A 24,609-nucleotide genomic window follows, 5' to 3' on the forward strand; every position below is an offset into this window, starting at 1 on the left:
CCGCCGCCGCCACCGCCACCGCTGCCGATACCCAGGCCACCGCCTTCGGACTTCTGCAGCAGAACGACGCCGATCAGGGCGGCCACGATCATGAGGTGGATAACGATAATGACGCTTTGCATCGTGTCCTTCCATCGCAAGCACGCCGCGCCGATCGCCGGCTGCAGTCCCAGTGCTTACGGGGTTTGAATCTGCAGGTGTCTACACGAGGAAGGTTGAAATTGCCAACCCTTTGGGCGGCAATCGCAAACCTCCCCATGCGACGACATCGGCCAGAGCTTTAGAGGGGATTTATGGACACCCGGCGGCAATTGCCAGGAAGTCCGCCGCCTTCAGGCTGGCACCACCGACCAATGCGCCATTCACATTCGGCACCGCCATGAGTTCCTTGGCATTTGAAGGCTTCACCGAACCGCCATACAGGATCTTGATCGAGGGACCCTCGTTCTTGAAACGCTGGTTGAGGTGTTCGCGGATAAACTTATGAACTTGCTCAACATCTTTGGCAGTCGGCGTCAGGCCAGTACCGATCGCCCAGACCGGTTCATAGGCCACGATCAGGTTGCCTGAGGTGCAGTCATCCGGCAGCGAGCCCTTGAGCTGGGTCCCGCAGACATCGAGGGTCTTGCCCGCATCGCGCTCAGCCTGGGTCTCGCCGATGCAAACGATTGCCATGACGCCAGCACGCCAGGCGGCCAGCGCCTTGTCGCGCACCACGGCGTCGGTCTCGCCATGATCGGCACGGCGCTCGGAATGGCCGACAATGATGGCAGTCGCGCCCGCATCGGCCAGCATTTCGGCCGCGACATCACCTGTATGGGCCCCTGAAGCCTTGGCGTGGCAATCCTGCGCGCCTACCGTGACCGTGTGTTTGCCCTCCTGCCCGAAGCTCGACGCTCTGTCAGCAAAACCAGCCAGCAGCGTCACCGGCGGACAAACCAGAAGATCAGCCTTTTCCAAGACTTCAGGAGCACCGCGAAGCATTGCCTCGAACTCGCTCAGAGACGCTTTCAGGCCGTTCATCTTCCAATTGCCAGCGATCAACGGACGAACGGCATCGGTCATGAGGTGCTTCCTGTAACAAGGGGATGTGACGAGGCCTTTGAGCTAACAGAGCCGGACGGAGGGCTCAAGCTGGCCCGGTGCCGCGCTTGCCGCGGTGACGGCTGATCTCATCAGCCGTCAAGTCCGGCGCCTTGGGATCAAAGCCATGCCAGCCGGTCGCCGTGAGTTCGTTGCGACGGGTGGCGATATCCACAGAGGACGGATTCAGGATCGCCTCGAACCTGTCTTTATCGTCCGCTTGGACTTTGGCGCTGACCAGCGAACCGCCGCGGCGGATACTTTCGGCATAGACCTCGGCCTCGTTCACCGCGACGCCAGCTTCCGCCAACATGCCGATGGCACCTCCAGCGGCGCCGGCTACGGCCGCGCCCGTGGCAGCTGCTGCAAACCAGCCGGCGGCCACGACGGGACCCAGACCGGGAATCGCCAGCAGGCCCAACCCGGCCAGCAGGCCACCGAATCCGCCAAAGCCAGCGCCGATGGCCGCCCCCTTACCCGCGCCCGCGGCATAATCGGGCGCGTACCATTTGTCGGCGTTGTTCGCGATGACGCTGATGTCGTCGTCCGCAACGCCGGCTTCGCGCAGCTGGCTCACCGCCGATTGCGCGTCGGCGTAATCATCGAACAGGCGGGAAATCGTCACCTTGGTCATGAGCTCTTCCGCCTCACTCCGGCTGCGCCAAGACGTTGCCTTTGAAATCGACGCTGACGCGGACCCGCTTGGTGCCGCTCATGGCGGTCCCGCGCCAGATCCCCTGGCTGTCATTCATGAGCTGGGAAACGTCGGAATAGCCTTGGGATTTCAACAGGTCACGGGCCTGTCCTTCGGAAAAACTGTTGGCGCCAGCGGCCAGCGGCTGCGCCACGCTCGGATTTTCCATAGCCGGGTTTTGCTGCGCCCATGCCGGCGACAGCGCCAGCCAGAGGCCGGCAATGGCCACCCCCGCTTGCACCCGAATCCGCATCTTACCTCCCCGACCGGTCTTTTGACCTGCCGCATCAAGCGGTAGATCGGACAAAAGTTCCATTGGTTGAAACCCGGCCAAGCGCCTGAAACCGCTTCAATCCGTCCCGTCCGGTCCGGTTGCGACGGGGGGGTTGCCACTTTATGATGCGCGTCCTATTCGGCGATGGCTGCAAGCGGCTCCAGCCGCTGGCGCAAGCCGGTTCCCCTCCTGACAGACAAGATTGGCCCCATGCTTCGAGGAATGCGCAAAGCGTCATCCAATTGGATTGGCAAGACGATTATGACCGTCGTGATGGGCGTGCTGATCGTCAGCTTCGGCGTCTGGGGCATCGGCGACGCCTTCAAGGGCTCGAGCCAGACCAAGGTCGCCACCATCGGCTCGACCGATGTCACCACCGAGCAGTTCCGCCAGTTGTTCAGCGACAAGCTGCAGCAGATCGGCCGTCAGTTCGGCCGTCCGCTGACGCCGGATCAGGCGCGCGCCTTCGGCCTCGACCGCCAGGTGCTACAGCAGGTCATCGCTGAAGCCGCTCTCGACGAAGATGCCCGCCGCAAGGGCCTCGGCGTGTCCGATCAGGAAGTGCTGCGCCAGATCATGGCCGATCCGAACTTCCAGGGCATGAACGGCCAGTTCGACGGCGCCCGCTTCCAGCAGGTGATCCGTTCGCTCGGCTATACCGAGGCGCGCTATATCGCCGAGCAGCGCAAGGTTTCGCTGCGCCGCCAGATCGCCTCCACGGTCACCTCCGGCGTCGATACGCCGAAGCCCATGGTCGAGGCGCTTAGCCGTTACCAGAACGAAACGCGCACCATTGATTACGTGAAGCTCGACGCCGCCCAGGCCGGTACCATCGAGGCGCCCTCGCCCGAAGCCCTCGCCGCCTATTTCAACGAGCGCAAGACCCAGTTCCGCGCCCCCGAATATCGCAAGATCGCCTTCCTCGCGCTGACGCCGGAAGAAATGGCGAAGTGGTCCACGGTGTCGGACGAGGACGCGAAGAAGCTCTACGACGATCGCAAGGACCGCATCTCGACGCCGGAACAGCGCCAGATCTCGCAGATCGTGTTCCCGAATGCCGAAGAAGCCCAGGCGGCCCGCGCCAAGCTGAATGACAGCTTCTCTTTCGACGATCTCGCCAAGGAACGCGGCCTGAAACCGGCCGACGTCGAACTGGGCCTGGTCAGCCGCGCCGGCATTCTCGATCCGAACGTGGCCGATGCCGCCTTCTCGCTGGGGCCGGATTCGATCAGCCAGCCGGTGACCGGCCGTTTCGGCACCACCATCGTCAAGGTCGGCAAGGTCCAGGCCGGCACCACGCCGAGCTATGACAGCGTCGCCGCGACCATCAAGCGCGACCTCGCCATCGAGCGCGCGCGCGCCGTCGTCAACGAGATGCACAACAAGGTCGAGGACGAGCGCGGCGGCGGTGCCAACATCGTCGATGCCGCGAAGAAACTGAATCTGTCGGCCGTCACCATCGAGGCGGTCGATCGTTCGGGCCAAGCTCCGGATGGCAAGCCCGTCACCGGCCTGCCAGCCAATACGGATATCGTTGCGCAGGCCTTCAACAGCGATGTGGGCGTGGACAATGACGCCATCCAGGTCGGCGGTGGTTACATCTGGTACGACGTGCTCGGCATCACGCCGGCACGCGACCGTACCCTCGACGAGGTCAAGGCGCAGGTCGAAACCCGCTGGCGCGAGGACGAGATCACCAAGCGCCTGCGCACCAAGGCCGAGGACATGGTCAAGAAGCTCGAAGGCGGCGCCAAGCTCGCCGACGAAGCGGCAGCGGCCGGCCTCAAGGTGATCACCTCGGCGCCCTTCAAGCGCGATGCCACCGTGGCGGATCTTTCGCCAGGCGTGATCCAGGCCGTGTTCCGCGGCGTCAAGGATGCCGCCGGCCAGGCGCCGGGCGCCGGCACGTCGGACTGGATCGTGTACCGCATCATCGACATCACGGCGCCGACCGTCGACATGGCCTCGGATGACGCCAAGAAGCTGAAGGAAAGCCTGCAGCGCGGGCTGACCGATGAACTGGTGGCGCAATACATCACCAAGCTCGAGCAGCAGGTCGGTACCAAGATCAATCAGGAAGCGTTTGCGCTGGCGACCGGCGCGACGAGCAACAACTGATCTCAAGATCGTAGGATGGGTTGAGCGAAGCGATACCCATCACGGCCGGGCGCCTGCGGTGATGGGTATCGCTGACGCTCAACCCATCCTACAAGAATGCATCGCATCACTTTCGGAAGCATCCCATGGACAATCTTCGGGCCATTATCGCCAAGGTCGCGACCGGCGCCTCGCTGACGCGCGAGGAATCGTCGGCCGCTTTCGACAGCATGATGTCGGGCGAAGCGACGCCCTCGCAGATGGGCGCGCTGTTGATGGGCCTGCGCGTCCGCGGCGAAACCGTGGATGAGATTACCGGTGCCGTCGAAGTGATGCGCGCCAAGATGCTGCGCGTCACCGCGCCTGCCGACGCCGTCGATATCGTTGGCACCGGCGGTGACGGCTCGGGCTCCGTCAACGTCTCGACCTGCGCATCCTTCATCGTTGCCGGCTGCGGCGTGCCGGTGGCCAAGCATGGCAACCGCGCGCTGTCGTCGAAATCCGGCGCCGCCGACGTGCTGGCCGCGCTCGGCGTCAACATCGATCTCAAGCCCGCCGATGTCAGCCGCTGCGCCACCGAGGCCGGGATCGGCTTCATGTTCGCGCCGGCACATCATCCGGCCATGAAGAATGTCGGCCCGACCCGCGTCGAGCTCGCCACCCGCACCATCTTCAACCTGCTCGGCCCGCTCTCCAATCCGGCCGGCGTCAAATACCAGATGGTCGGCGTATTCTCGCGGCAATGGGTGCAGCCGCTGGCGCATGTCCTCAAAAATCTCGGCGCCGCGCGAGCCTGGGTGGTGCACGGCTCCGACGGCCTTGACGAGATCACCCTCACCGGCCCGACCTTCGTGTCATCGCTGGAGAACGGCCAGATCACCAATTTCGAGATCAGGCCCGAAGATGCCGGCCTGCCCTATGTCACTCCGGAATCGCTCAAGGGCGGCGATGCCAAGGCCAACGCCGCCTCGCTGCAGGCGGTGCTCGATGGCAAGCCGAGCGCGTTCCGTGACGTGGCGCTGTTCAATGCCGCTGCAGCACTGCTGGTTGCCGGCAAGGCCAGGGACATCAAGGAAGGTGTCGCCATGGGCCAGACGTCCATCGACAGCGGCGCGGCGCTCGCCAAGCTGAAGCAACTCGTGGCCGTCTCCAACGCCTGACGGATCGAACGATATGTCCGACATCCTCACCAAGATCGAAGCCTATAAGCGCGAGGAAATCGCCAAGGCGAAGCGCGAGCATCCGCTCGCCACGCTCGAAGCGCTGGCCAGGACCGCATCGCCGCCGCGCGGCTTCATGACGGCGATCCACCGCAAGCTCGACAAGGGCGACTTCGCGCTGATTGCCGAAGTAAAGAAGGCATCGCCTTCCAAGGGCCTGATCCGCGACGACTTCGATCCACCGACGCTCGCCAAGGCCTATGAAGACGGCGGGGCGGCTTGCCTCTCGGTGCTCACGGATACGCCGTCGTTCCAGGGCCATATCGATTTCATGGTGGCCGCGCGCGCCGCCACCAAACTGCCCGTGCTGCGCAAGGATTTTCTGTTCGACACCTATCAGGTGGTCGAGGCGCGCGCCCATGGCGCCGATTGCATCCTGATCATCATGGCCGCCCTGGACGATGCGCTCGCTCGCGACATCGAGGACGCCGCCATCGATCACGGCATGGACGTGCTGCTCGAAGTCCATGACGAGGCCGAACTCGAACGCGCGCTGAACCTGCGCTCGCCGATGATCGGCATCAACAACCGCAATCTGCGCACCTTCGAAGTGACGCTTGCGACCAGCGAACGGCTGGCGCCGATGATGCCGCAAGACCGGCTCAAGGTCGGCGAAAGCGGCATCTTCGCGCCGGATGATCTGGCGCGGCTGGAGCGCGTCGGCATCTCGACCTTCCTGGTCGGCGAGAGCCTGATGCGGCAGGCGGATGTCACGGCCGCGACCAAGACGCTGTTGAAGCGCGCATAGGCACAGTCATCATGGCCAGGAAAACGAAATCCAAAACGCATCACCCCAAGGCGCCCGCCCTCACCCATATCGACTCCTCTGGCGAAGCCCGCATGGTGGATGTGTCGGCCAAGCCCGCCACCGAACGCGTCGCGGTCGCCGAAGGCCTCGTGATCATGAGCAAGGCCACGCTCGATATGATCGAGTCCGGCAATGCCAAGAAAGGCGACGTGCTCGGCACGGCGCGGATCGCCGGCATCATGGCCGCGAAGCGGACATCGGACCTGATCCCGCTGTGCCATCCCCTGGCGCTGTCGAAGGTCACCGTGGACATTACTCCCGACAAAAAGCTGCCGGGTTGCCGCGTGCGCGCGACCGTGAAGGTGACCGGCCCCACCGGCGTCGAGATGGAAGCGCTCACCGCGGTGTCGGTGGCCTGCCTCACCATCTACGACATGATCAAGGCCGTCGAACGCGGCGTGCAGATCGAGGGCATCCATCTCGTCGAGAAGAAGGGCGGCAAGTCCGGCCACTATCTGGTGACCGACAACGCCATCGACTGATCAAAGGCTAACTGATCAGCCGTGTCTTTGCGCCCGCGCATCGTCGGCATCGACGATGCTGCTATCTGCCTCGATCCGAAACTCATCGAGCCTTCGCCCCGCCGCGAGCTGAAACACCAGCCAGCGCGGACGCAGCCCACGGCCCGACCAGACCTGCGTCGGTCGATCGGGATTGCGATAGAACGGCCCGGCCTTGGGGCGCAGGGCCGTCACCGCGCGTTGAGACGACGCCGAAAACTGATCGAGATCGCGCAGCCGCTCATCGATCTCCTGCCGCTGGGCCGCCATCTTGGCCGCCAGCACGATGCGCAGCTCTTCGTGGATCTGCCAGAGCGCATCGATCGACATCGCGCTGAAATTGTAACCTGTCGCCATCCCGATCCCTCTCGTCGCTTCCGCGAAAAAATGGACCGGGACCGCACGCGAGCATGGGGGGTGTTGGCGGCGGTCCCGGCACCACGTTCAAGCGACCGGGCGGGAGGATGAGACATCCGGGTCGGCGAGCGTGGCGGCATCAGAGCTACCAACCGTCCGCCGTCCAAGCGTAAATGCTGCATACGTAATTACGCATGCGAATTGTAACTTTGTGGGTAACCTGAATACCGGCGAAGTCGGGGGTAACAGGCTTAACGGCAGTCGATCCGACGTTGCGCCTGGATTCGCTGCGGCTGCAATTCATGCACGATCCACGGGCCGACCTGCGCATCGAGATGGCGCTCATAAAGCTTTGTCAGAAAACGGCCGCCGATCGTAACGACGGCCAGAGCGATCAACGTGAACATCCAATAATTCCTTCTTCAATAATAGCTTTGTAACAAACCATTTACGTCTAATAACATTTGAAGTTTCGAACACCTCCTATGCGTGCAGCGCAACAGATGGGTTGATCACGCATCGCGGCGGCCGTCATGAAACGGTGATAGGCTCGTGCTTTCAAAATGTTAGATCGAGCTGATCCAAACTGCTCACATCGTTCGGAATCGCACACAGATGACTCCATCCACCTCGGCCTTCGACGTTTCCTCCATCGATGCCCTGCTGTTCGATCTCGGCCGCGTCGTGATCGACATCGATTTCAAACGCGTGATGCAGGTGTGGATGAACCATGCCGGTCGTGTTCCGGACAACGTCGTTGCGTCTCTCGCGCAGGATGACGTCTACATGCAGCACGAGCGCGGTGAGATTTCAGACGAGGCCTTTTTCGCCCATCTCCGCCAGGAGCTGGACCTCGACATATCGCCGGAGCAATTCCTCGAGGGTTGGAACGCCATTTTCGTCGGTGCGATGCCTGGAATTGACGACCTGCTTCCACGCGCCGCAAAGCGCTGGCCGATCTATGCCTTCTCCAACACCAATCCGGCCCATGTGGCGCATTTTTCGATCGCCCATGCCGATCTGCTCGGTCACTTCCGCGACGTGTTCCTGTCGTCCTCGATCGGCATGCGCAAGCCAGAGCCCGAGAGTTTCGATCACGTCGTGGCGCAAATCGGCGCGCCGGCCGGCCGCATCCTGTTCTTCGACGACTCGCTAGCCAATATCGATGGCGCCCGCACGCGCGGGCTGCAGACCGTCCACGTCACCTCGCCGACCACCGTCGCCGAAACGCTGAAGGCACTCGGCGTCTGAGCAAAGCTACGGCTTGAGGTTCGGCGGCAGTGCCGGGCTTTCGCGGATCAGCGTGATCGTAACGCGCCGGTTGGCCGCCGCCGATGGCGTATCGGGAAACAGCGGCTCGCTGTCGCCCTTGCTCGCGACCAGGAACAACCTGTCGTTCGGAAAACCTTCACGCGCCAGGATCTGCCGCACGGCGTTGGCGCGATCCCATGCGAGGTCGTAGGCATCGCGATAGCCCTGCCCCGGCGGCCCGCCGGCGGCCGTGTGGCCCGTGATGGAAATTCGCAGCGACGTCGCCTTCAACGGCGCCGCCATGCGCTCAATCAGCCGCTGCATCTGCGCCGTCAGCACGCTGGAGCCGTCCGCGAACATCGGGCGCCCTTCCTGATCGGTGATCTGCATATTCACGCCCTGCGGCGTGTCTTCCCACATCAGGCTTTTGGAAATCGCGGCGAGATCCGGCGCATCCTGCAGCGCATGCCGCAATGAGCTACTGGCGCGCAGCAGATTGCGCTCGGCCGCCAGCGCGACATCGGTTGAAGGTTCGCCGTCGGCACCAGGCGTGCCGCTCGCATGCTCAGGCGATACGTGATCCACATGCGCGACCTTGCCGCGGGTGGGCAGGCCATCGAGCTCGATCACGCCGGCATAGCGCGCTTCATGCTTGACGCCGAACGCCTCGCGCATCGAGCCGGCGACAATCGCCATCTTGCCGCGATCGGGCTGGGAAAATGCCAGCATCATGGCGAAGTAGCACATGAGCAGGCTCATCAGATCGGCAAAGGTCACAAACCAGCCGTGGCCCGTGGCGTGGTCACCCCGCTTACCCTTGGACGCTTTGGTTGTGAGCATGGCGTGTCTTCATCCGCACGACGGATGCAACGCCATGCGACCAGACTACCCATATACCCCCAGCCTTAACGGCCAACTAACGGGATACCGCTCAGGCTCGTGCAATACGCCCGTAAGCGAGGCTGGTGACCACGCCGAGCACCGCCCAGAAAATCAGGCCGGTGATGGTGGCCGCGACGACAAAGCTGTGCGCCAGCGACTCCGGCACCTCGGTATGGCCGGCGGGCGCCTGCGGCGCGCCGATCAGATGCGGCAGCACGATCAGCCCCAGGCCGAGCAGCGCGGCCCAGGAGGCGCGACGGAACACCAGCAGCGCGAGGCCGCCTGCGGTGGCGACAGCCGTCGCGATCCACCAGGTCTGGCGCAGGGTCAGATCGGCCACCGGCTGGCCGGGCACTTCCGGCGGCAGTCCGAGACCGGGTGCGGCAACGAACACGACAAAGCCGCCAAGGCCCCAGAACAGGCCCTCGCGCCAGTCCACCGGACGGCCGCGCAGCGCAAAGATGCCGGCAAGCAGCAGCGCGAAACCGATAGCGGTCAGAACATTGGCGCCGGCCGTGAAGGCATTGCGCTGAAAACCCTCTTCGGGCTCCCACTCGCCGCCGTGATCATGGGCGGCAGCCTGCTGATGTCCGCCATGATCGTGGCCGGACGCCGCGGGCGCGGCTGCTGGCGTTGCAGCAGGCGCCGGTGCCTCGGCCTTCTTCTCATAGACCTCGGCCTGCTGGATCAGCTTGACGGTGCCGACCATCTGAACGGCCGTCGTGGCCGCACCAGCAACGATCCCGGCGAGCACCGCCGAGAATACGATCGAACGAAAAACGGACATCAGCCTGAGAGATCAGTGGCAGGGAAAGGCGTTGGCGTGACGCACGTCATGGGCCGCATTGTGGACGGCGCTGATATGCGAGAAGCCGACCACGCCGACGACGAACAGCCCGAGCGCCATGGCGAGAACGGCCTGCACGACGACATTGGCGTCGATCGCGGCGGTGGAGAGCTGGGCGGTCTGGGTCTGCTGCATGGGATTCCTCGTCAATTCTGCGGGCAGTTTAACCGCTTTGTTCCTTTGATGCGACCGCCAATTTCGCCATGGCGCGGGCAAGATCGCGGCTGGTCAGATGCAGATTGGCGTCGGGAGGAAGGCGCGTATGGGCGATCTTGGCGCGGGCTGCGAACTGGAACGCGGTTTCCTGCGCGTGAAAGAACGCCGCACATTCTTCCGGCGTGGGCATGTGCTTCAGCAGTGTCCGGAACGCATGCCTATGCACCATGCAGACGCCGCCATGCCCCTCTGGCTGGAACGACAATGCGTCCACATCGCTGCGCCAGCGCAAGACATCGCCAGCGCCCATATCGTACCCGTCGGTCATGCCTCTCTGGTAACGGCATCAGGAGCAATTCCCAAGCCCGCCACCGGCACAACCGACGCTTGCCTCCCCCGCCTGCTCCTTTAAGACGGGCATCCACGCAAATCCGGAGATCCGCCAATGGCCCTGATGCCCTTCACCGACGCCATGGCTGCGATCCTGAACGGTGCCGAAGGCTTGCCCGAGGAAACCGTCACGCTGGAAGACGCATTTCACCGCGTACTGGCGCGTGATGTCGCCTCGCTGCGCACGCAGCCTCCGGAGGCGATGTCGGCCATGGACGGCTATGCGGTGCGCGCCGCGGATGCGACGCTGGGCGCCCGGCTGAACGTGATCGGCGAGATTTCCGCCGGCAGGCCATTCGACCGTGCTCTCGCCGGCGGCGAAGCGCTGCGGATCTTCACCGGCGGCGTCGTGCCGGCGGGCGCCGACGGCATCGTGATTCAGGAAGACACGACGCGTGACGGCGACATTGTCGTGATCAACGAGGCAGCCACAGCCGGCAAGCACATCCGCGCCGCAGGCGTGGACTTCAAGCAAGGCGATGTGCTGCTGCGCGCAGGAATCCGCCTTACCGATCGTGACCTCGCGCTGGCCGCAGGCATGAACCATCCGCATGTCCCGGTGCGCCGCCGCCCGGTGGTCGCCATGCTCGCCACTGGCGACGAACTGGTGCTTCCCGGCGCCACGCCCGGCCCCGGCCAGATCGTGCTCTCCAACGGCTATGCCCTGCGTGCGCTGGCGCGCGCCGAAGGCGCCGAGGTGATCGATCTCGGCATCGCCCGCGACACGCTGGAATCCACCACCGCCGCGATCCGGCGCGCTATCGAACTGAACGTCGATGTCCTCATCACCACCGGCGGCGCGTCTGTCGGCGACCACGATCTCGTGCAGCAGTCGCTGATCGAGGCTGGCGTCGGGATGGCGTTCTGGAAGATCGCCATGCGGCCGGGCAAGCCGATGATGCATGGCCGCCGCGGTGCCATGCGGGTGATCGGCCTGCCCGGCAATCCCGTCTCGTCCTATGTCTGCGGCTTCCTGTTCATGGTGCCGCTGCTGCGCGCGCTGGCGGGCCGCAGCGAGGTCCAGCATTTTCGCGAAGCCGCCATCCTCGGGCGCGATCTCGCCGCCAATGACCACCGCGAGGATTACCTGCGCACCCGCCTCGAATGGCAAGATGACAAACTGGTGGCGACGCCGGTGACGAAGCAGGACTCCTCGCTGCTCGGCAATCTCGCCGTGGCTGAAGGCCTGCTGGTGCGCCCGCCAAACGCCCCGCCCGCCAAGGCCGGCGATCCCTGCCAGATCATTCGCCTTCCGACTTAGCGGAATACCGCGAACCGACACGTTCCTCAGGCGTTGCCCGCCGGGGCATAGCCCATCATAAATTCCGCCGGCCCTCGGTCACCAAGTTGTCACGTAACGCGGCGACAGAGAGCGCAGACAACAGATTCGGTGCCCGTTCATGGATTACTTCAAGCGCTTCAACTTCCTCTTCGCCATGCCGACCTTCGATGCCGATGATCTGGAAGGAGTCCGCCTCAACCAGATCGTCGAGGAAATCGAGAAATCCGGCTTCGAAGTGGTCAAGGCGCGCAAACTGGAAGACGCGGCCATCGCGGTCCAGACCGATGCCGCCATCGGCTGCATGGTGGTCGACTGGGGCAAGAAGGGCCTTGAGGGCAAGACAGCAGCCCTGATCAACCTGATGCGTCGCCGTGGCCTCGATTTCCCGATCATGCTGCTGATCCGCCGCCAGCGCTTCGAGGACATTCCGGTCGAGGTGCTCGATTTCATCGACGGCTACATCTTCCTGTCGGAAGAAACCCCGCCCTTCATCGCCAAGAACCTGGTCAGCCGCCTCAAGCAATATGCCGAGACGCTGAAGACGCCGTTCTTCGGCGCCCTCGTCGACTATGCCGAGGAAGGCAACCAGCTCTGGACCTGCCCCGGTCACAATGGCGGCGTGTTCTACAGCCGCTCGCCAATCGGCCGCGTGTTCATGGAGCATCTCGGCGAAGCGGTGTTCCGCGACGACCTCGACAATTCCGTGCTCGATCTCGGCGACCTCCTCACCCATGAAGGCCCGGCGCTGCAGGCGCAGAAAGAGGCCGCCAAGATTTTTGGCGCGGAGAAGACCTATTTCGTGCTCAACGGCACCTCGACCTCCAACAAGGTCGCGCTGTCGGCGCTTGTGACCGACGGTGATCTTGTGCTGTTCGACCGCAACAACCACAAGGCGGCGCTGCATGGGGCGCTGATGATCTCCGGCGGCACGCCGATCTATGTGCCGACCGAGCGCAATCCATGGGGCCTGATTGGCCCGATGAACTGGGACGCGTTCAGCGAGGAAGCGCTGCGCGAGCGCATCCGCACCAATCCGATGGTCACCGATCCCGAGGCCTGGAAGCGCGAGCGTCCGTTCCGCGTCGCTGTGATCGAACAATGCACCTATGACGGCACCATCTATAGCGCCGAGATGATCATCAAGCGGATCGGACATCTCTGCGAATACATCCTGTTCGACGAAGCCTGGGCAGGCTTCATGAAATTCCACCCGCTCTATGCCGGCCGCTTCGCCATGGGCCTGAAGGACCTCGGCCCGGAGTCGCCCGGCATCATCGCCACGCAATCGACCCACAAGCAGCTCGCCTCGTTCTCGCAGGCGTCGCAGATCCACATGAAGGATCGCCACATCCGCGGCCAGAAGCGCCGCGTCGAGCATCGCCGCTTCAACGAAAGCTTCATGCAGCACGCCTCGACGTCGCCGTTCTATCCGCTGTTCGCATCGCTGGATGTGGGCGCGCAGATGATGAAGGGCCGCTCGGGCGAAGTGCTGTGGGACGACACGATCCGTCTCGGCATCGAGCTGCGCAAGAAAATGCGCGCGGTGCGTCGCGAATTCGAGGAAAAGGAAGCCCGGGCCGAGCGCCGCTGGTTCTTCGAGCCCTTCGTGCCGGTACGTGTGGAGATTCCCGACGTCGCGCAGTCCGGCGCGGTTCACAGCGTGCCGTGGGAAAGCATCAGCACCGATCAACTCGCCACCAATCCTGCCTTCTGGCAGCTCTCGCCGGATGCCAAGTGGCACGGTTTCCAGAATATGGAAGCCGGCTTCGCGATGACCGACCCGAACAAGCTCACGGTGCTGACGCCGGGCTTCGATCGCACCACCGGTGACTATGCCGAGCACGGCATTCCGGCGCCGGTGGTTGCGCAATATCTGCGCGAAAACCAGATTGTGCCCGAGAAGAACGACCTCAATTCGCTGCTCTTCCTGCTGACGCCCGGCGTCGAGGCGAGCAAGGCCGGCACGCTGGTCTCTGGCCTCGTGGCCTTCAAGCGCTTCCACGACGACAACGCCCTGCTCGAGGACGTCATCCCCGAATTCGCGCGCCGCCGCCCGGCCCGCTATGCCGGCGTGCGCCTGCGCGATCTCTGCGCCGACATGCACAAATTCTATCGCAATGCCGATGTCAGCGGCCTGCAGGCCAAGCAGTTCATGGATCAGCATCTGCCGGAGATTGCCATGTCGCCCCATGACGCCGCGCGCCTGCTGGTGCGCAACGATGTCGACTATCTGCCAATCGACGAGATCTCCGGCCGCATCGCCACCACGCCCTTCGTGGTCTATCCGCCGGGCATCGCCACCATCGTTCCGGGTGAACGCCTGACCGCGCGGGCGCAGCCGATGATCGATTATCTCAAGATGTTCGAAACCTGCTTCAACACCTTCCCGGGCTTCGACGTCGAAATCCAGGGCATCTATCGCAAGGTGGATGCCTCGGGCCGCATCCGGCTCTACACCTACGTGGTCTCCGAAGAGCGGGATCCCCGCAAGTGAGTTCGCAAGAGGCGACCGACACCCCGATCATCGTCCGGCCATCACGCGACAGCGATGTCGATGCGATGCTGTCGATCTATCGCCGCCACATCCGCCAGGGTGTGGAGGAAGGCGTCAGCGATGCCGATGCGATGCAGCCCGACGATCTGCGCGATCGTCGCAAGAACCTGAAGAACAAGCGCTTCCCGCACATTGTGGCGACGCGCGGCGGCGAGGTCGTCGGCTACGCCTATGTGGTTCAGTTCCGCAAACGGCCGGCCTATCGCTATGCCGTGAAGCACTCGATCTATGTGCATCACGAGCACACCGGCAAAGGCGTCGGCGGCCGGTTGCTGCGCGAACTGATCGATGTCTGCGCCGCCGCCGGTTTCCGCCAGATCATCGGCTATATCGACGCCGACAATGCCCCCTCGCTCGGGCTGCACGATCATTTCGGGTTTGCGCGGGTCGGCGTGCTGGCGGGCGTCGCCTACCGTTCCGGCCGCTGGGCCGACACGGTCATGGTGCAGCGATCGCTGGCGGCCGGCGTGACCACTCCGCCACCGCCGATGGCGCTGTCCGAGCGGATTCTGTGATCTTGTAGGATGGGTAGAGCGCAGCGAAACCCATCGGCGGAGCCCGCCGCATCGACGGAATGATGGGTTTCACTCCGGCGCTTCGCGCCTGCGCTCGCCCCATCCTACGGTCCGCGTTTTCTGGTCAGCAAACGCATCCTTGAGGCGAAATTAGCCATTGCGGAACATGTACGGAACAGATAGTGTTCGTTCATGATTTGTTTCGAGATTCTGCGGCTTAGTGAAATCGAGAGTGCCCAAACTCGTGACTGCCCTCGACCGACGGTCTGATTGATCGCCGATAACGAGGTCCTGAAACACACGCGGCGGCCCGACAATCGTTGCTTGAAGGCCTTGCCAACTAAGGATGGCTTCAGATGCTCACGCGCAAACAATATGAACTGCTCCGCTTCATCGACCAGCGGCTGAAGGAGGCCGGTGTGCCGCCCTCCTTCGACGAAATGAAGGATGCACTGGACCTACGCTCCAAGTCCGGCATCCACCGCCTGATCACGGCGCTGGAAGAACGCGGTTTCATTCGCCGCCTGCCGAACCGCGCCCGCGCGATCGAAGTCATCAAGTTGCCCGAACTCACCACCGCAGCCCCCACCGGCCGTCGCGGTTTCACGCCAAGCGTGATCGAAGGCAATCTCGGCAAGAGCCGCTCTGCTCCGGCACCGGTTGCCAGTGAGGATGACGGCGGCCGCACCATCTCGGTGCCCGTCATGGGCCGGATCGCGGCCGGCACGCCCATCGAGGCGCTGCAGACCCGCAGCCACTCCATCAGCGTGCCGCAGGACATGCTCGGCAATGGCGAACATTACGCTCTCGAGGTGCGCGGCGATTCCATGCAGGACGCCGGCATTCTCGATGGCGACATGGCGCTGATCCAGAAATCCGACAGCGCCGACACCGGTGACATCGTGGTCGCGCTGATCGACGACGAGGAAGCCACCCTGAAGCGCTTCCGCCGTCGCGGCGCCTCGATCGCGCTGGAGCCGGCGAATACGGCCTATGAAGTCCGCATTCTGCCGCCGAACCGCGTCCGCATCCAGGGCAAGCTCACCGGCCTCTATCGCCGCTACTGAGCGCTTTTAGTGATCGTCCGGCTGGAGATCCGTCTCTGTCGGCGTTGCATCGACCGGTCCCTGGCGTGCGCGTTGGCCGGTCGATATTGCAGTTTCTGCGACATCATCAGGTGCCCGCGCCCAAGGGCGCTGCAGACCGCGCGCGCGTGATGCCTCCACGACAAAGCCGTTCCCGACGCGCCGCAGGCCTGTGGCTCCCTGACCTTGCAGTGCCTCGCGATCGATCACCATCGCCCGGCAATCGGCCGGCGGCTGCCTCGTGGTCACGATGACCGCCGTGCGCTCGCAGTCCTCACTGAACGCTTCGGGCTGCAGTGTGAGGGCAATCAGGGCGCCATCGTTGAGCGCTGCCACGCAGCCTGAGGGATCGCACGACACGCTGTCGCCGAGCGACTGATCCGTGGGCAGCCGCGCATCAGCATCCGCGGCCAGCCATTCCTTCACAAGAAACGCATCCTTGCCGCTGCGCATCACCTGCAGCCGCCCGTCGCGGCCGCGCACGGCCACGCTATGACCGTCGCCCGCAATGAGGATGTCAGGCTGTTTGCTGGCCGCCGCCCAGGCCATAGCGACCGCGAGAGCAATGACCCCGGCATAACGCAACGGCGTGCGCAGCAAGGCGAGCAGTACAATCCCAGAACTGGCGGCAATCAGCGGCCCCGTCTCGAAGGCGGGCACACGGCCGATCGCACCGGGCAGCCCGGCCACCCATTTGGACACGACAATCATCCATTGCAGGCCGATCTCCATGATGTGCCAGAACACGCTGTCGAAGCCGAACGGAATGGCGAGAAGCCCGAGCAGTCCTGCCGGCATCACCAGCGCCGACACCACCGGCATCGCCAACAGATTGGCGATGATGCCATAGGGCGTGACGCGGTGAAAATGATAGGCCGCGTAGGGCATCGTCGCGAGACCGGCGACCAGCGACGCCAAGAGCAACAACGCCAGTTCACGCCCACCCCACAGAACAATCCGCGCCGTCGTCGAGCTTTCCGATGTCGCAAACAGACCCGGCATGCCGATCTGCACGAGCGCCACAAGCCCCAGCGTTGCCGCGAACGACATCTGGAAGCTTTGACGCTCGCTCAGATATCATTCGCTGCGTCATGTACTTAGCTCACCTTCTTGATAGTAGTCCGGGGATTTTTCCGGGATTTTGCGACGGCCTCCACCGCGCTCGCCACATCCTCGTCGAGAACGTGCGCGTATCGCATGGTGCTCTTGATGTCCTTGTGGTTCAGCGCCTTCTGCACGAGCTTAAGATTGCCCGTCGCGCGCAACAGCTTGGTGCCGAAGTCGTGACGGTAGTCGTGGAAGCGGAAATCCTTCACGCCGGCTTTTGCGCGGAGCCTTTGCCATGCCGTCTTGGCACCGGTGAGCGTGAGCGGGTATCGCTGCCCTCTCACCCTGCCCAGCTTCTTGTTGCCGTATACGGCGACATAGGTGAACACGAACTCATCGTGCTGCCCTTGGAGCGGGAACAGAATTTCGCGGATCGTGTCAGTGATCGGGAAAACAACGCGCCGGCCACCCTTGCCGAGCCTAACGATCTGCCGAGTGCCGAAGTTGACCTCGCTCCACCGCAGAGTGATGCACTCTTTCTGCCTCAGCCCGCTTGCCCTGACGAAATCGAAGAACGGCGCATAATCGTCGCGCATAGCCCCATCAAAAGCATCCGCCTCGCTGTCCTGTAGCTCGCGCACGCGCTCCACGGGTTCGGGCAGCAGCAACTCTTTCCACTTCGGCTCATGATCGAACCGTGCGCCGCCTGCCTTGGCGAAAGTGAATAGGCGCTGCAGCACCTTCGTGGCCGAGCGATTCACCGTGGCGTTGGAAATCAGCGGCGCGTTCTTGCGCCCTTTCACGCGATGCCCGCGCCGCCAAGAAACCATGCGCTGCGCATCGTTGTGATCGATCTCGGTGAGATGCGTCATGCCGCCGAAAAACTCGACAAGGCGCGCGAGATTGGCCTCGGTAGCGTCCGGCGCAGCATCGTGCTGGCCTTTCTGCTCCCACAGACGAGACGCGACATCGTCGATTGCCAGAGACCCTTCCGACAAGCGCATCGCCTTCACGAGCGCCTTGGCCTGCTCCCGCTTTACACCTTCGAACTTCGCTGCCTCTCGGCGAGTCGTGCATTCCGTTGAGCCATAAAACCGACGACCTTTGTGCTGGAAGTCGTACTGCCAGAACGGCGATTTCTTGGACTTGTAGACCGACATGGCACGTCTCTCGTTGCGCGGCGCTCGATGAACTCGGCGAGATCTTGCTCGGTGAACATGCAGCGGCGCTTAAACTTGCCGCGACCGACGTTGACGTACCGGAGCTCACCGTCATCGACAAAACCCATCAAGGTCTTGACCGAGACGTGCAGTCGCTCCGCACCTTGCTTAGGCGACAGAAGATGCGACATCGGCGCTCCGATCATCAGCGGGTTTCGGAATGACGATAATCTTGCCAGACTGATCGACCTCAACGCGCTCGATTTCGAGTCCAGCTTTCCGCACGGCCCGCATGAGCTTGGTCGCGTCTGTCTGACGATAAACTTGCGCACCGCGCGACATGTTGGCCTCTCTCAGCTTTGCGTGTGCAAATCACTTAACGGGACACATTCTGGATAACTACACTGGACCGCTCGGGTAAGTGTGCGGTACGGGTTATCCACGACGAACCAGTCTAGTTATCCCCGACATTCACACCGCCTGTGAATAAAACGTAACAAAATCAGAACAATAGATTGCGGCACCAAACGGGAACGCCACTTGACGGCTTGCTCAATTTGTCGGGCGCAAATCACTTTTGTTACTTGCTTTGGGCAGCGGCACTGGGTACTGGGGCCCCCGCTCCGGTGTCCCCAAATTCTAGGTGATGCCCGGGACTGGCCCGGGCATCGCGTTTTCCTCCGGTGGAGTAGACGTCACCAGATGATCGGATGGCTCTGCCCGACGATGAAGGTCAGGAAGCCGAACACCAGCGCGATCAGCACACGGTCGAAGATGGCGAGAGCGGTTTTCACTCGTAGTGCTCCAGCATCTTCTCGGCCATGTCCTCGAGGCGCATAACCATGAAGCTCACGGAGCGGTCCCACGTCTTGATGTGCTCGATCAGGTCGGGCCCGGTGCAGCCTTGCAGCTCGGCATAGCCCTTTAGTTCCTTCTGGTAGTCGCCCCAAACCTGCGCCGTCACATGAGCCATGTCGGCAAGGTCGTAGACCGGGGTTTCCATGGCTTGCCACCGCTCGGAGTTGCGCTCGCAACGCTCGACCGGGGTCATGCCGCCACCTCGCCGTCGAGCTCGCAGTCGTCATCGCTGCCCTCGGCTCCGGAACGGGTCCAGCCGAGCGACGGCTCATCGTCGCCGCCGTCTTCGCGGTCAGAATCGCCTTCGGTGGCGTCCAAGAAATGCAGTAGGCGATCGATCTCCGCTGCGGCTTCCTCTCGGAGGCGCATCAGGATGGCGCTGGGGCTGCCAGCGAGGCGGGCGTGGTGCGATGGCGGCAAGCGCCATGGCGGCTCGTGGGCAATGGCCGGGACGGCTTCTACGGCCCGTTTCCGGGCGATGGTGGTGATGTTCATCGTTTGCTTCTCGGTTTGGCTTCTCACAGCCGTGCCCTGTGACAGACAGGGCAGCCGGGGGGTGAGAACCAGCCGAGAGACTGGTCGAGACGCTTTTAAGGGGGGATGGGAATCGCCCCTCTGGACAGCACGCTCGTCCCCGGCCATAATCTGCCGGTCGGAGCCGCGCCGCCAAGCGCGTCCGTTAGATGGTCCTTTCGGAGCCATCTATTCAGCCGCTTCCCTCTCGACGCCAATCGAGCGGGCATTCTGACAAGGAATGGCGCGGCTATATCTCGGTCAGGGTTCTCACACCCACTGACCATCCCATCACTGATTTGGTTAAAAATCTACCCCTCTCGGGGCGCCTCGGCGCGCGCCCGGGGCGCCGATATTTTCCAGCTTCTGGAACATTGCGCTCTGTCATATCTTCTGCTATCTAGAAGATACTGCTCGTTTGAATGTTGTGAATGATGTGAATGTTGAATGAGTCAATGGGAAGAGCAGAGGACAGACCGATGGATATTACCCTCAAGGATAACGAACAAATCGTGATGATCGCAATCATGCGCAAGAACGGGGAAGCGTATGGCGTCTCGATTTTTGAGGATCTCGCAAAGCGTCTTGGCAGAGAGGTGCCGATGGCGACGATCTACGCCACTCTCGAAAAGCTGGAGAGCAAAGGATTTGTGAAGAGCCGAAAGGGCGAAGCGACGGCCGAACGGGGCGGCCGCGCAAAAATGTATTTCGAGCTTACCGGAACCGGACAGAAAGTCCTCAATGCCTCTGTGAGTGGATTTAATCGACTCATCGAGGGTCTCGATTGGAAAGGAGCGATGGCGTGAATAACCACCAGTGGCGCATTACCCAGATCAATGACGATAGGTTCGAGGCGCATCTTGGCGACGTAAAGTTTGTCATCAGCGGCTTGAAGGACCTCCCAGAAGCCGAAAGATTGCACCAGGTCGAACATATCATCGAGCAGCAGATGATTGAGCTTCAGCGGCGCGGCCGCTTGAGCGCAGAGCCGCCTATTGCAATCACGCCCGCGAGACCGCAAGCGGAGCCGCCGGCGTTGGCAGAAGCAATCCTTCAGTGGTTTAGCCCGAAAGCGTCTTGCGAAGCGACACTGGGCGACCTCCAGGAGCTCTTCGAGATTGACGTCGCGCGTCTTGGTCCGGCTCACGCGCGTCGACTCTATTGGATCCGCGTCGCCAAGAACGTCGGCCCATCAGTTTGGCACCGCGTACTGGGGTTGAGCATCGTCAGTGCGTTCATCGCGTACATGCGCGGCAAGTTCGGAGTATAGCTAGCGTGGCGTATGAGCGCTGCGAATACACTTTGCCTCATTGCCAAACCACCGCGCAGATCGCGCGCTAGATCCATCCGATCTCCCTCGCCGTAGCGAGGCTCGTAGGGAGACGCGCATAGGCCTCGATGCCGGCTCGACGAGCCGCCGAGAAGTCCCCTCCCGCCGGACGGCGCGGAGATAAACCGATTCCCCTACCCTGTCGCATTCTGTTTTTGTCACGCCGTGACGTCACGCTACGCTGCTCTTTCGGTGTGGATTGAGTGCAGAGACCAATCTGTTGTGGTTGTCCCGAATCACGCCTTGTGGCTGCATAGCTTAACACAGGAGAGAAGCGGTGGCTGATTTTAAAGAAGGCGACATGGTTCGGGTGAAATCTGGCGGACCAACGATGACCGTGAACTACATTCGGCCCGATGAGGGCCGCGAGATCCAGTGCGTCTGGTTCAACCATGAGAACACAGTCTGGACCGTCAAGTACGAAGTATTCAATCCGAACGTACTCAAAAAGCTCGATTAACCGGTATCCAATAGCGCTGGCGACATCGGCCGGCTTGCGACCGGTGTTGTTTTCCCCGACGAGCTTGAAGTAACGATGGAGCGTTATCAAATGCCCGTTTACAAATTGACGCCTGCGCTTGAACATGTCGCCTCCCCGAGTTGGAAGGCTTCGACTCTTCGCGACGCTTGCTGGATCGACGCGGAGTCAGAGGAGCTAGCTCGCGTGTTAATCGAAGGCCAAACGCTCAAAATGATCGACGCAAAGCCTGGTGAACCGCTCAACGTATTCTCGCCGTGGAAGCAGGGCGAAATCACGACATGTGAAGAAAACGACCCGGGCTTCGTTATAGAACCCCATGTGATCTTCCTAGCCGACGGCAAACGCTTCACTAACTGAAGCAGGCTTCCATCTTCGGTGACTCATTCAATCAGCGGAGTCGAATGTAAATTCTTGGTTGCCAGGCGAGTATCTGTAGTTCTTGCGAACGACTTGTCTGCCGGCCACATCGACCTCAATTAGGTGAACGAAGCTGTTACCAACCATATCGACCGAGCCGGCTGATCCGCTACAATAGATCAGATGATTGTTTATCACGTGCTTTGATTTCTCATGCGTGTGCCCGCAAATTGTAAAAGATACACCAAGCCTGTTTGCTGAGCGAGCGATTAGGTGCCAATCATCAAGGTGAAGCGTGCGTTTTGCGTGGAATGGCGCAAAATGTATGAGCCAAAAAATCAACGCATCGTCGTACTTTTCCCTTACGCCTCGAGTGACTAATTCTAGGTCGCCAAGCGTGTCGGTATAAACCTTTCCCTGTCCGTGATAGAAAGCGGGGTCGGGGGCATCGCTAACATTGCGTAGAGAAAAATCCGCGTAGACGCACGCAATCGTCTCTTTACCATTTGGCTTTCGCTGCGCCCAATACCCGACGTCAGCGTACTTATTGCGCATGTGATGCTCAAGCATCAGGTCGAAATGAGGGGATCCTGGAGTCCCCGAGTCATTTACGTACTTATCGTGATTTCCAGGCAGAATGTATATCGGCCGCGAGGTGCCGGCCAGGCTCTGCGCGATGTAGCTCGCGTAGGGACCAACGGTTGGCGCATCTTCGATAAACCCCTTAGCGACTCTTAAATCCACAGGTTTACCGGTGGCTGCTAAATCGCCCGAGATGATCGAACCGTCAATGATATTTCGTCTATCGTAGCAGAACCGAGCAACAGCGGCCGTGATCCTTGGATCGTAACTCGAGGGCCTGACGACGGTGGACAAATCGAACTGTTTAACTTGCTGATGAAGGACATCGACATGTTTCCATAGCCCCCGCAAATGCAGAGACTGCAGATTTCGCCGTAATGGGTAAATGCAGAAGTGCAGATCCGAGAAATGCACAAATCTAAACATCTAGGACAGCCTACAGTTCAATGCCTGCTTCAAACGAGGGATCTTCCAGAATGTCTTGACGATTGAGCAGCAAGACCACCTCATTACGGACCAGGTTTAGACTTCCCCACGATCCATCACTTAATGTCCATCCTGACCGAAGAGCAGACTTAATTTCTGATAGCAGCAACGATAGAAACTCGTCTGAACGATCAGGAACTAAAGGTAGATGCTCGCTAAGAACGATCTGAAAATTTACGTCCCACCGACCAGCATCCGCGAGATGCAGAGGCGAAAAATTCTCATACTTTTTGAAGTGTGCGAACGAAGTGATGACCGAAGTAATTTGGCGTGAAAGAGCTTCTGATTTTTCGGAAACGGAGAGCCGCTCTAGACCTAGCTCCACATCTAAGCGCGTTCCGCTTTTCGCAAATCGCTGAATCCCGTCGATCCACAGATCGACAAGCTTTCTGGACGGCGTGAGCGAATGCGGTAGGGCCAACTCTGCTTGGAAACCAGATCCATAATCCGGCAACTGAGCCTGAGCCTGCGCCTCGCGAGACGCAGACTGCCACTCTAGATTCCCATGGTAAAGTTTTCCGCTCCGCGGTTTTGTAACATCTGCGGTCGTCAGATCGACGTATTGAATCTGTGTATCGACGAGCTTGATGCGCCCACCCCGTCGATAACCTCGCGGCTTGGGCCATCCAAGACGGCGTCCATCAGCCGGCGCAACTTTGATCTTCGTCAGATCAGCTACCCAGAACCGAGCGGCCGTCATTCTAGGATCAACGACGGTGTCCTCATTAAAGTCTCTTGGCTGGATAGGTATGTTCACGAGACAATCTTCGCGTTGATCGTCGCGTCCTCTTTGAGCGTCTTCAGCTTGGTTTCAACGCGCTCGATAGCCTCTTTCATAAGACCCAGACCATCTTCTGTAAGTTGAAATATGTGCTCGCGCGCGGAAACGGCGTCAGCGTCGGTTGTTACGCGGAATTGTACGACCGGGAGAAACTGGATCGCCTCAGTGGTCTCGTCAGCGAAATTAGGCCGCAAATCCACAAACGAAGAAAAGGCCACTGCATTGGGCAGAAAGCCGGTCCTTAGTCGCTCCAACTTCTTATAATTTTTGGCAAGTCTATTCTGAGTAAATATTTCCAGCAGCCGTTCATAGGCAACTTTCTTGGCATCGCCCCACTGAGCATCTTCATCGAGCTCGGCAACAAGCGAATCGACGACGGTATCGATCCGCTGACCAGCCTCTTCGAATCGTTCGGTCTGTGAGCTTAAGTAAGACAGCGCGGCCAGCAAGAAATTTAAATTCGCGGAGAGACTCGGTGCCTCGCGCTCAAGGCGAGCATAGGTCTGCTTTGATGGAGAAAACGACTGAGGGCCCGATATCACCTCTAAAAGACGATGGTATTCATCGTCCGGCATAATTGCTAGAGGGCGAACTGCGGCGCCGAGCGACGTCGGAGGCAAAACCGCGGGACGATCAGACATGAACTCAAACTCCGAATTATCTGGCCTATGAATAGGAAGCTGAGCGTCGCTGCGCAACCGCCTCTACATCAAGGCCCATTGCAAAGCTGACCCACAACAGGTGGTAGGAGGCGGTCTGGGCGACGCAACTCTATGGTTCATCGCCTTCAATCGCGTTAACCGAGACGACGGGTTTTCAGCTCCGCCAAAGCGATCTCGGCTTTTGCCGTTCCGAACGCTTTCTTGCCAGCGCTGTCGTTCCCGTAAGCGATGTTGCTGAAATCCCACCGCAGCGTCAGATGCGCTCCGTGAACAAAATCGCTCCCGACAGTAGCCGGCCAAGCTCTTCGATCGCCCGCGCCATTGTCACCTAGCCCTCTTGCACTCACCCTATCGGAT

Annotated in this window: 31 protein-coding genes and 2 pseudogenes; 13 read left to right on the top strand and 20 right to left on the bottom strand. The window is 61.4% G+C overall.

The window, feature by feature from the left end; all coding sequences use genetic code 11:
* From secG to ACIQ2A_RS19275, 4 genes are all read right to left on the bottom strand, one after another.
* Positions 1-122, bottom strand: a 122-nt coding sequence (gene secG / locus ACIQ2A_RS19260) for a preprotein translocase subunit SecG (protein ID WP_398482310.1), incomplete at its 3' end; no start/stop codon positions are given.
* A gap of 169 nt (positions 123-291) precedes the next feature.
* Positions 292-1,065 (bottom strand): triose-phosphate isomerase, encoded by a 774-nt coding sequence (tpiA, locus tag ACIQ2A_RS19265; RefSeq protein WP_398482248.1) that lies wholly within the window; start codon positions 1,063-1,065, stop codon positions 292-294.
* 64 nt (positions 1,066-1,129) lie between these two features.
* Entirely contained in the window at positions 1,130-1,717 is a 588-nt protein-coding gene (locus tag ACIQ2A_RS19270; protein ID WP_398482250.1) for a general stress protein, read from the bottom strand.
* 13 nt (positions 1,718-1,730) lie between these two features.
* On the bottom strand, positions 1,731-2,093 hold the full coding sequence (locus ACIQ2A_RS19275) for a PepSY domain-containing protein (RefSeq protein WP_398482252.1): 363 nt from the start codon (positions 2,091-2,093) through the stop codon (positions 1,731-1,733).
* Positions 2,094-2,261: 168 nt separating this feature from the next.
* On the opposite strand from ACIQ2A_RS19275, the gene ACIQ2A_RS19280 reads away from it, so the two are divergent.
* The 4 genes from ACIQ2A_RS19280 (at position 2,262) to moaC (ending at position 6,658) form a co-directional block, all read left to right on the top strand.
* A complete protein-coding gene (locus ACIQ2A_RS19280; RefSeq protein WP_398482254.1) occupies positions 2,262-4,169 on the top strand; it encodes a SurA N-terminal domain-containing protein in 1,908 nt (635 codons plus the stop codon).
* Positions 4,170-4,294: 125 nt separating this feature from the next.
* Positions 4,295-5,308 (top strand): anthranilate phosphoribosyltransferase, encoded by a 1,014-nt coding sequence (trpD, locus tag ACIQ2A_RS19285; RefSeq protein ID WP_398482256.1) that lies wholly within the window; start codon positions 4,295-4,297, stop codon positions 5,306-5,308.
* A 13-nt stretch (positions 5,309-5,321) separates the two neighbouring features.
* Positions 5,322-6,116, top strand: coding sequence for an indole-3-glycerol phosphate synthase TrpC (gene trpC, locus ACIQ2A_RS19290; RefSeq protein ID WP_398482258.1), 795 nt, complete (start codon positions 5,322-5,324; stop codon positions 6,114-6,116).
* A gap of 11 nt (positions 6,117-6,127) precedes the next feature.
* Positions 6,128-6,658, top strand: coding sequence for a cyclic pyranopterin monophosphate synthase MoaC (gene moaC / locus ACIQ2A_RS19295; RefSeq protein ID WP_398482260.1), 531 nt, complete (start codon positions 6,128-6,130; stop codon positions 6,656-6,658).
* 15 nt (positions 6,659-6,673) lie between these two features.
* On the opposite strand, the gene ACIQ2A_RS19300 is transcribed toward moaC, so the two are convergent.
* Together ACIQ2A_RS19300 and ACIQ2A_RS19305 are read right to left on the bottom strand one after the other, a co-directional pair.
* Complete coding sequence (locus tag ACIQ2A_RS19300; RefSeq protein WP_398482262.1) at positions 6,674-7,033, bottom strand: H-NS family nucleoid-associated regulatory protein; 360 nt, start codon at positions 7,031-7,033, stop codon at positions 6,674-6,676.
* A 251-nt stretch (positions 7,034-7,284) separates the two neighbouring features.
* Positions 7,285-7,440, bottom strand: coding sequence for a hypothetical protein (locus tag ACIQ2A_RS19305; protein ID WP_398482265.1), 156 nt, complete (start codon positions 7,438-7,440; stop codon positions 7,285-7,287).
* 208 nt (positions 7,441-7,648) lie between these two features.
* Between ACIQ2A_RS19305 and ACIQ2A_RS19310 the strand changes: the two genes are divergently transcribed.
* The gene (locus tag ACIQ2A_RS19310) at positions 7,649-8,284 is read left to right on the top strand and encodes an HAD-IA family hydrolase (RefSeq protein ID WP_398482267.1); all 636 of its coding nucleotides are present in this window, start codon (positions 7,649-7,651) and stop codon (positions 8,282-8,284) included.
* 6 nt (positions 8,285-8,290) lie between these two features.
* Here the strand turns inward: ACIQ2A_RS19310 and ACIQ2A_RS19315 are convergent, their stop codons facing one another.
* The 4 genes from ACIQ2A_RS19315 to ACIQ2A_RS19330 form a co-directional block, all read right to left on the bottom strand.
* Positions 8,291-9,124, bottom strand: coding sequence for a flagellar motor protein MotB (locus ACIQ2A_RS19315; protein ID WP_398482269.1), 834 nt, complete (start codon positions 9,122-9,124; stop codon positions 8,291-8,293).
* Between the two features lie 91 nt (positions 9,125-9,215).
* Entirely contained in the window at positions 9,216-9,953 is a 738-nt protein-coding gene (locus ACIQ2A_RS19320; protein WP_398482271.1) for a CbtA family protein, read from the bottom strand.
* A 12-nt stretch (positions 9,954-9,965) separates the two neighbouring features.
* On the bottom strand, positions 9,966-10,148 hold the full coding sequence (locus tag ACIQ2A_RS19325) for a CbtB-domain containing protein (RefSeq protein WP_398482273.1): 183 nt from the start codon (positions 10,146-10,148) through the stop codon (positions 9,966-9,968).
* A 28-nt stretch (positions 10,149-10,176) separates the two neighbouring features.
* Positions 10,177-10,497: a hypothetical protein gene (locus tag ACIQ2A_RS19330; protein WP_398482275.1), complete on the bottom strand. Its 321-nt coding sequence runs from the start codon at positions 10,495-10,497 to the stop codon at positions 10,177-10,179.
* A gap of 117 nt (positions 10,498-10,614) precedes the next feature.
* Here ACIQ2A_RS19330 and glp point away from each other — a divergent pair, with 117 nt between their 5' ends.
* The 4 genes from glp to lexA all read left to right on the top strand — a co-directional run bounded on the left by glp (position 10,615) and on the right by lexA (position 15,977).
* Positions 10,615-11,820 (top strand): gephyrin-like molybdotransferase Glp, encoded by a 1,206-nt coding sequence (gene glp, locus ACIQ2A_RS19335; RefSeq protein WP_398482277.1) that lies wholly within the window; start codon positions 10,615-10,617, stop codon positions 11,818-11,820.
* 139 nt (positions 11,821-11,959) lie between these two features.
* Positions 11,960-14,335 carry an Orn/Lys/Arg decarboxylase N-terminal domain-containing protein gene (locus ACIQ2A_RS19340; protein ID WP_398482280.1) on the top strand — a complete coding sequence of 792 codons (2,376 nt, stop codon included), beginning with the start codon at positions 11,960-11,962 and terminating at the stop codon, positions 14,333-14,335.
* The gene (locus ACIQ2A_RS19345) at positions 14,332-14,910 is read left to right on the top strand and encodes a GNAT family N-acetyltransferase (RefSeq protein WP_398482282.1); all 579 of its coding nucleotides are present in this window, start codon (positions 14,332-14,334) and stop codon (positions 14,908-14,910) included. The genes ACIQ2A_RS19340 and ACIQ2A_RS19345 overlap by 4 nt, the downstream gene beginning before the upstream one ends.
* 356 nt (positions 14,911-15,266) lie before the next feature.
* On the top strand, positions 15,267-15,977 hold the full coding sequence (lexA, locus tag ACIQ2A_RS19350; protein ID WP_398482284.1) for a transcriptional repressor LexA: 711 nt from the start codon (positions 15,267-15,269) through the stop codon (positions 15,975-15,977).
* 6 nt (positions 15,978-15,983) lie between these two features.
* Here lexA and ACIQ2A_RS19355 read toward each other — a convergent pair.
* The 6 genes and pseudogenes from ACIQ2A_RS19355 to ACIQ2A_RS19380 form a co-directional block, all read right to left on the bottom strand.
* Positions 15,984-17,054, bottom strand: a pseudogene (locus ACIQ2A_RS19355) (ComEC/Rec2 family competence protein); the annotation flags it as partial.
* Positions 17,055-17,092: 38 nt separating this feature from the next.
* Entirely contained in the window at positions 17,093-18,202 is a 1,110-nt protein-coding gene (locus tag ACIQ2A_RS19360; RefSeq protein WP_398482286.1) for a tyrosine-type recombinase/integrase, read from the bottom strand.
* A gap of 77 nt (positions 18,203-18,279) precedes the next feature.
* Positions 18,280-18,408 (bottom strand): annotated as a pseudogene (locus ACIQ2A_RS19365) (helix-turn-helix domain-containing protein); the annotation flags it as partial.
* On the bottom strand, positions 18,371-18,544 hold the full coding sequence (locus tag ACIQ2A_RS19370; protein ID WP_398482312.1) for a hypothetical protein: 174 nt from the start codon (positions 18,542-18,544) through the stop codon (positions 18,371-18,373). The pseudogene ACIQ2A_RS19365 and the gene ACIQ2A_RS19370, both read right to left, overlap by 38 nt.
* A 448-nt stretch (positions 18,545-18,992) precedes the next feature.
* A complete protein-coding gene (locus ACIQ2A_RS19375) occupies positions 18,993-19,253 on the bottom strand; it encodes a hypothetical protein (RefSeq protein ID WP_398482288.1) in 261 nt (86 codons plus the stop codon).
* The gene (locus ACIQ2A_RS19380) at positions 19,250-19,555 is read right to left on the bottom strand and encodes a hypothetical protein (RefSeq protein ID WP_398482291.1); all 306 of its coding nucleotides are present in this window, start codon (positions 19,553-19,555) and stop codon (positions 19,250-19,252) included. Before ACIQ2A_RS19380 ends, ACIQ2A_RS19375 begins: the two co-directional genes overlap by 4 nt.
* 497 nt (positions 19,556-20,052) lie before the next feature.
* On the opposite strand from ACIQ2A_RS19380, the gene ACIQ2A_RS19385 reads away from it, so the two are divergent.
* The 4 genes from ACIQ2A_RS19385 (at position 20,053) to ACIQ2A_RS19400 (ending at position 21,741) form a co-directional block, all read left to right on the top strand.
* Positions 20,053-20,379, top strand: coding sequence for a PadR family transcriptional regulator (locus tag ACIQ2A_RS19385; RefSeq protein ID WP_398482293.1), 327 nt, complete (start codon positions 20,053-20,055; stop codon positions 20,377-20,379).
* Entirely contained in the window at positions 20,376-20,843 is a 468-nt protein-coding gene (locus ACIQ2A_RS19390; protein WP_398482296.1) for a permease prefix domain 2-containing transporter, read from the top strand. Before ACIQ2A_RS19385 ends, ACIQ2A_RS19390 begins: the two co-directional genes overlap by 4 nt.
* 337 nt (positions 20,844-21,180) lie before the next feature.
* The gene (locus ACIQ2A_RS19395; RefSeq protein WP_398482298.1) at positions 21,181-21,363 is read left to right on the top strand and encodes a YodC family protein; all 183 of its coding nucleotides are present in this window, start codon (positions 21,181-21,183) and stop codon (positions 21,361-21,363) included.
* Between the two features lie 90 nt (positions 21,364-21,453).
* Positions 21,454-21,741 carry a hypothetical protein gene (locus tag ACIQ2A_RS19400; RefSeq protein ID WP_398482300.1) on the top strand — a complete coding sequence of 96 codons (288 nt, stop codon included), beginning with the start codon at positions 21,454-21,456 and terminating at the stop codon, positions 21,739-21,741.
* Positions 21,742-21,768: 27 nt separating this feature from the next.
* Here the strand turns inward: ACIQ2A_RS19400 and ACIQ2A_RS19405 are convergent, their stop codons facing one another.
* The 4 genes from ACIQ2A_RS19405 to ACIQ2A_RS19420 form a co-directional block, all read right to left on the bottom strand.
* Positions 21,769-22,749 carry a metallophosphoesterase gene (locus ACIQ2A_RS19405; protein WP_398482302.1) on the bottom strand — a complete coding sequence of 327 codons (981 nt, stop codon included), beginning with the start codon at positions 22,747-22,749 and terminating at the stop codon, positions 21,769-21,771.
* A 10-nt stretch (positions 22,750-22,759) separates the two neighbouring features.
* Positions 22,760-23,566 carry a hypothetical protein gene (locus ACIQ2A_RS19410; protein ID WP_398482304.1) on the bottom strand — a complete coding sequence of 269 codons (807 nt, stop codon included), beginning with the start codon at positions 23,564-23,566 and terminating at the stop codon, positions 22,760-22,762.
* Complete coding sequence (locus ACIQ2A_RS19415; RefSeq protein WP_398482306.1) at positions 23,563-24,231, bottom strand: hypothetical protein; 669 nt, start codon at positions 24,229-24,231, stop codon at positions 23,563-23,565. Before ACIQ2A_RS19415 ends, ACIQ2A_RS19410 begins: the two co-directional genes overlap by 4 nt.
* Before the next feature lie 155 nt (positions 24,232-24,386).
* A partial coding sequence (locus ACIQ2A_RS19420; protein WP_398482308.1) for a hypothetical protein occupies positions 24,387-24,609 on the bottom strand: 223 nt, incomplete at its 5' end.

Origin of the sequence: Tardiphaga sp. (assembly GCF_044336785.1) — a bacterium.
In the GTDB taxonomy this organism is placed as follows: Bacteria; Pseudomonadota; Alphaproteobacteria; order Rhizobiales; family Xanthobacteraceae; genus Tardiphaga.

Coding starts and splice junctions, on each gene's coding strand:
- ACIQ2A_RS19360 (WP_398482286.1), bottom strand. CDS start 18,202: ATGTCGGTCTACAAGTCCAAGAAATCGCCGTTCTGGCAGTACGACTTC.
- ACIQ2A_RS19315 (WP_398482269.1), bottom strand. CDS start 9,124: ATGCTCACAACCAAAGCGTCCAAGGGTAAGCGGGGTGACCACGCCACG.
- ACIQ2A_RS19280 (WP_398482254.1), top strand. CDS start 2,262: ATGCTTCGAGGAATGCGCAAAGCGTCATCCAATTGGATTGGCAAGACG.
- ACIQ2A_RS19305 (WP_398482265.1), bottom strand. CDS start 7,440: ATGTTCACGTTGATCGCTCTGGCCGTCGTTACGATCGGCGGCCGTTTT.
- moaC (WP_398482260.1), top strand. CDS start 6,128: ATGGCCAGGAAAACGAAATCCAAAACGCATCACCCCAAGGCGCCCGCC.
- ACIQ2A_RS19385 (WP_398482293.1), top strand. CDS start 20,053: ATGGATATTACCCTCAAGGATAACGAACAAATCGTGATGATCGCAATC.
- trpC (WP_398482258.1), top strand. CDS start 5,322: ATGTCCGACATCCTCACCAAGATCGAAGCCTATAAGCGCGAGGAAATC.
- glp (WP_398482277.1), top strand. CDS start 10,615: ATGGCCCTGATGCCCTTCACCGACGCCATGGCTGCGATCCTGAACGGT.
- ACIQ2A_RS19380 (WP_398482291.1), bottom strand. CDS start 19,555: ATGAACATCACCACCATCGCCCGGAAACGGGCCGTAGAAGCCGTCCCG.
- ACIQ2A_RS19300 (WP_398482262.1), bottom strand. CDS start 7,033: ATGGCGACAGGTTACAATTTCAGCGCGATGTCGATCGATGCGCTCTGG.
- ACIQ2A_RS19275 (WP_398482252.1), bottom strand. CDS start 2,093: ATGGAACTTTTGTCCGATCTACCGCTTGATGCGGCAGGTCAAAAGACC.
- ACIQ2A_RS19405 (WP_398482302.1), bottom strand. CDS start 22,749: ATGTTTAGATTTGTGCATTTCTCGGATCTGCACTTCTGCATTTACCCA.
- tpiA (WP_398482248.1), bottom strand. CDS start 1,065: ATGACCGATGCCGTTCGTCCGTTGATCGCTGGCAATTGGAAGATGAAC.
- trpD (WP_398482256.1), top strand. CDS start 4,295: ATGGACAATCTTCGGGCCATTATCGCCAAGGTCGCGACCGGCGCCTCG.
- ACIQ2A_RS19325 (WP_398482273.1), bottom strand. CDS start 10,148: ATGCAGCAGACCCAGACCGCCCAGCTCTCCACCGCCGCGATCGACGCC.
- ACIQ2A_RS19330 (WP_398482275.1), bottom strand. CDS start 10,497: ATGACCGACGGGTACGATATGGGCGCTGGCGATGTCTTGCGCTGGCGC.
- ACIQ2A_RS19400 (WP_398482300.1), top strand. CDS start 21,454: ATGCCCGTTTACAAATTGACGCCTGCGCTTGAACATGTCGCCTCCCCG.
- ACIQ2A_RS19340 (WP_398482280.1), top strand. CDS start 11,960: ATGGATTACTTCAAGCGCTTCAACTTCCTCTTCGCCATGCCGACCTTC.
- ACIQ2A_RS19310 (WP_398482267.1), top strand. CDS start 7,649: ATGACTCCATCCACCTCGGCCTTCGACGTTTCCTCCATCGATGCCCTG.
- ACIQ2A_RS19370 (WP_398482312.1), bottom strand. CDS start 18,544: ATGTCGCGCGGTGCGCAAGTTTATCGTCAGACAGACGCGACCAAGCTC.
- ACIQ2A_RS19415 (WP_398482306.1), bottom strand. CDS start 24,231: ATGTCTGATCGTCCCGCGGTTTTGCCTCCGACGTCGCTCGGCGCCGCA.
- ACIQ2A_RS19375 (WP_398482288.1), bottom strand. CDS start 19,253: ATGACCCCGGTCGAGCGTTGCGAGCGCAACTCCGAGCGGTGGCAAGCC.
- ACIQ2A_RS19270 (WP_398482250.1), bottom strand. CDS start 1,717: ATGACCAAGGTGACGATTTCCCGCCTGTTCGATGATTACGCCGACGCG.
- ACIQ2A_RS19320 (WP_398482271.1), bottom strand. CDS start 9,953: ATGTCCGTTTTTCGTTCGATCGTATTCTCGGCGGTGCTCGCCGGGATC.
- lexA (WP_398482284.1), top strand. CDS start 15,267: ATGCTCACGCGCAAACAATATGAACTGCTCCGCTTCATCGACCAGCGG.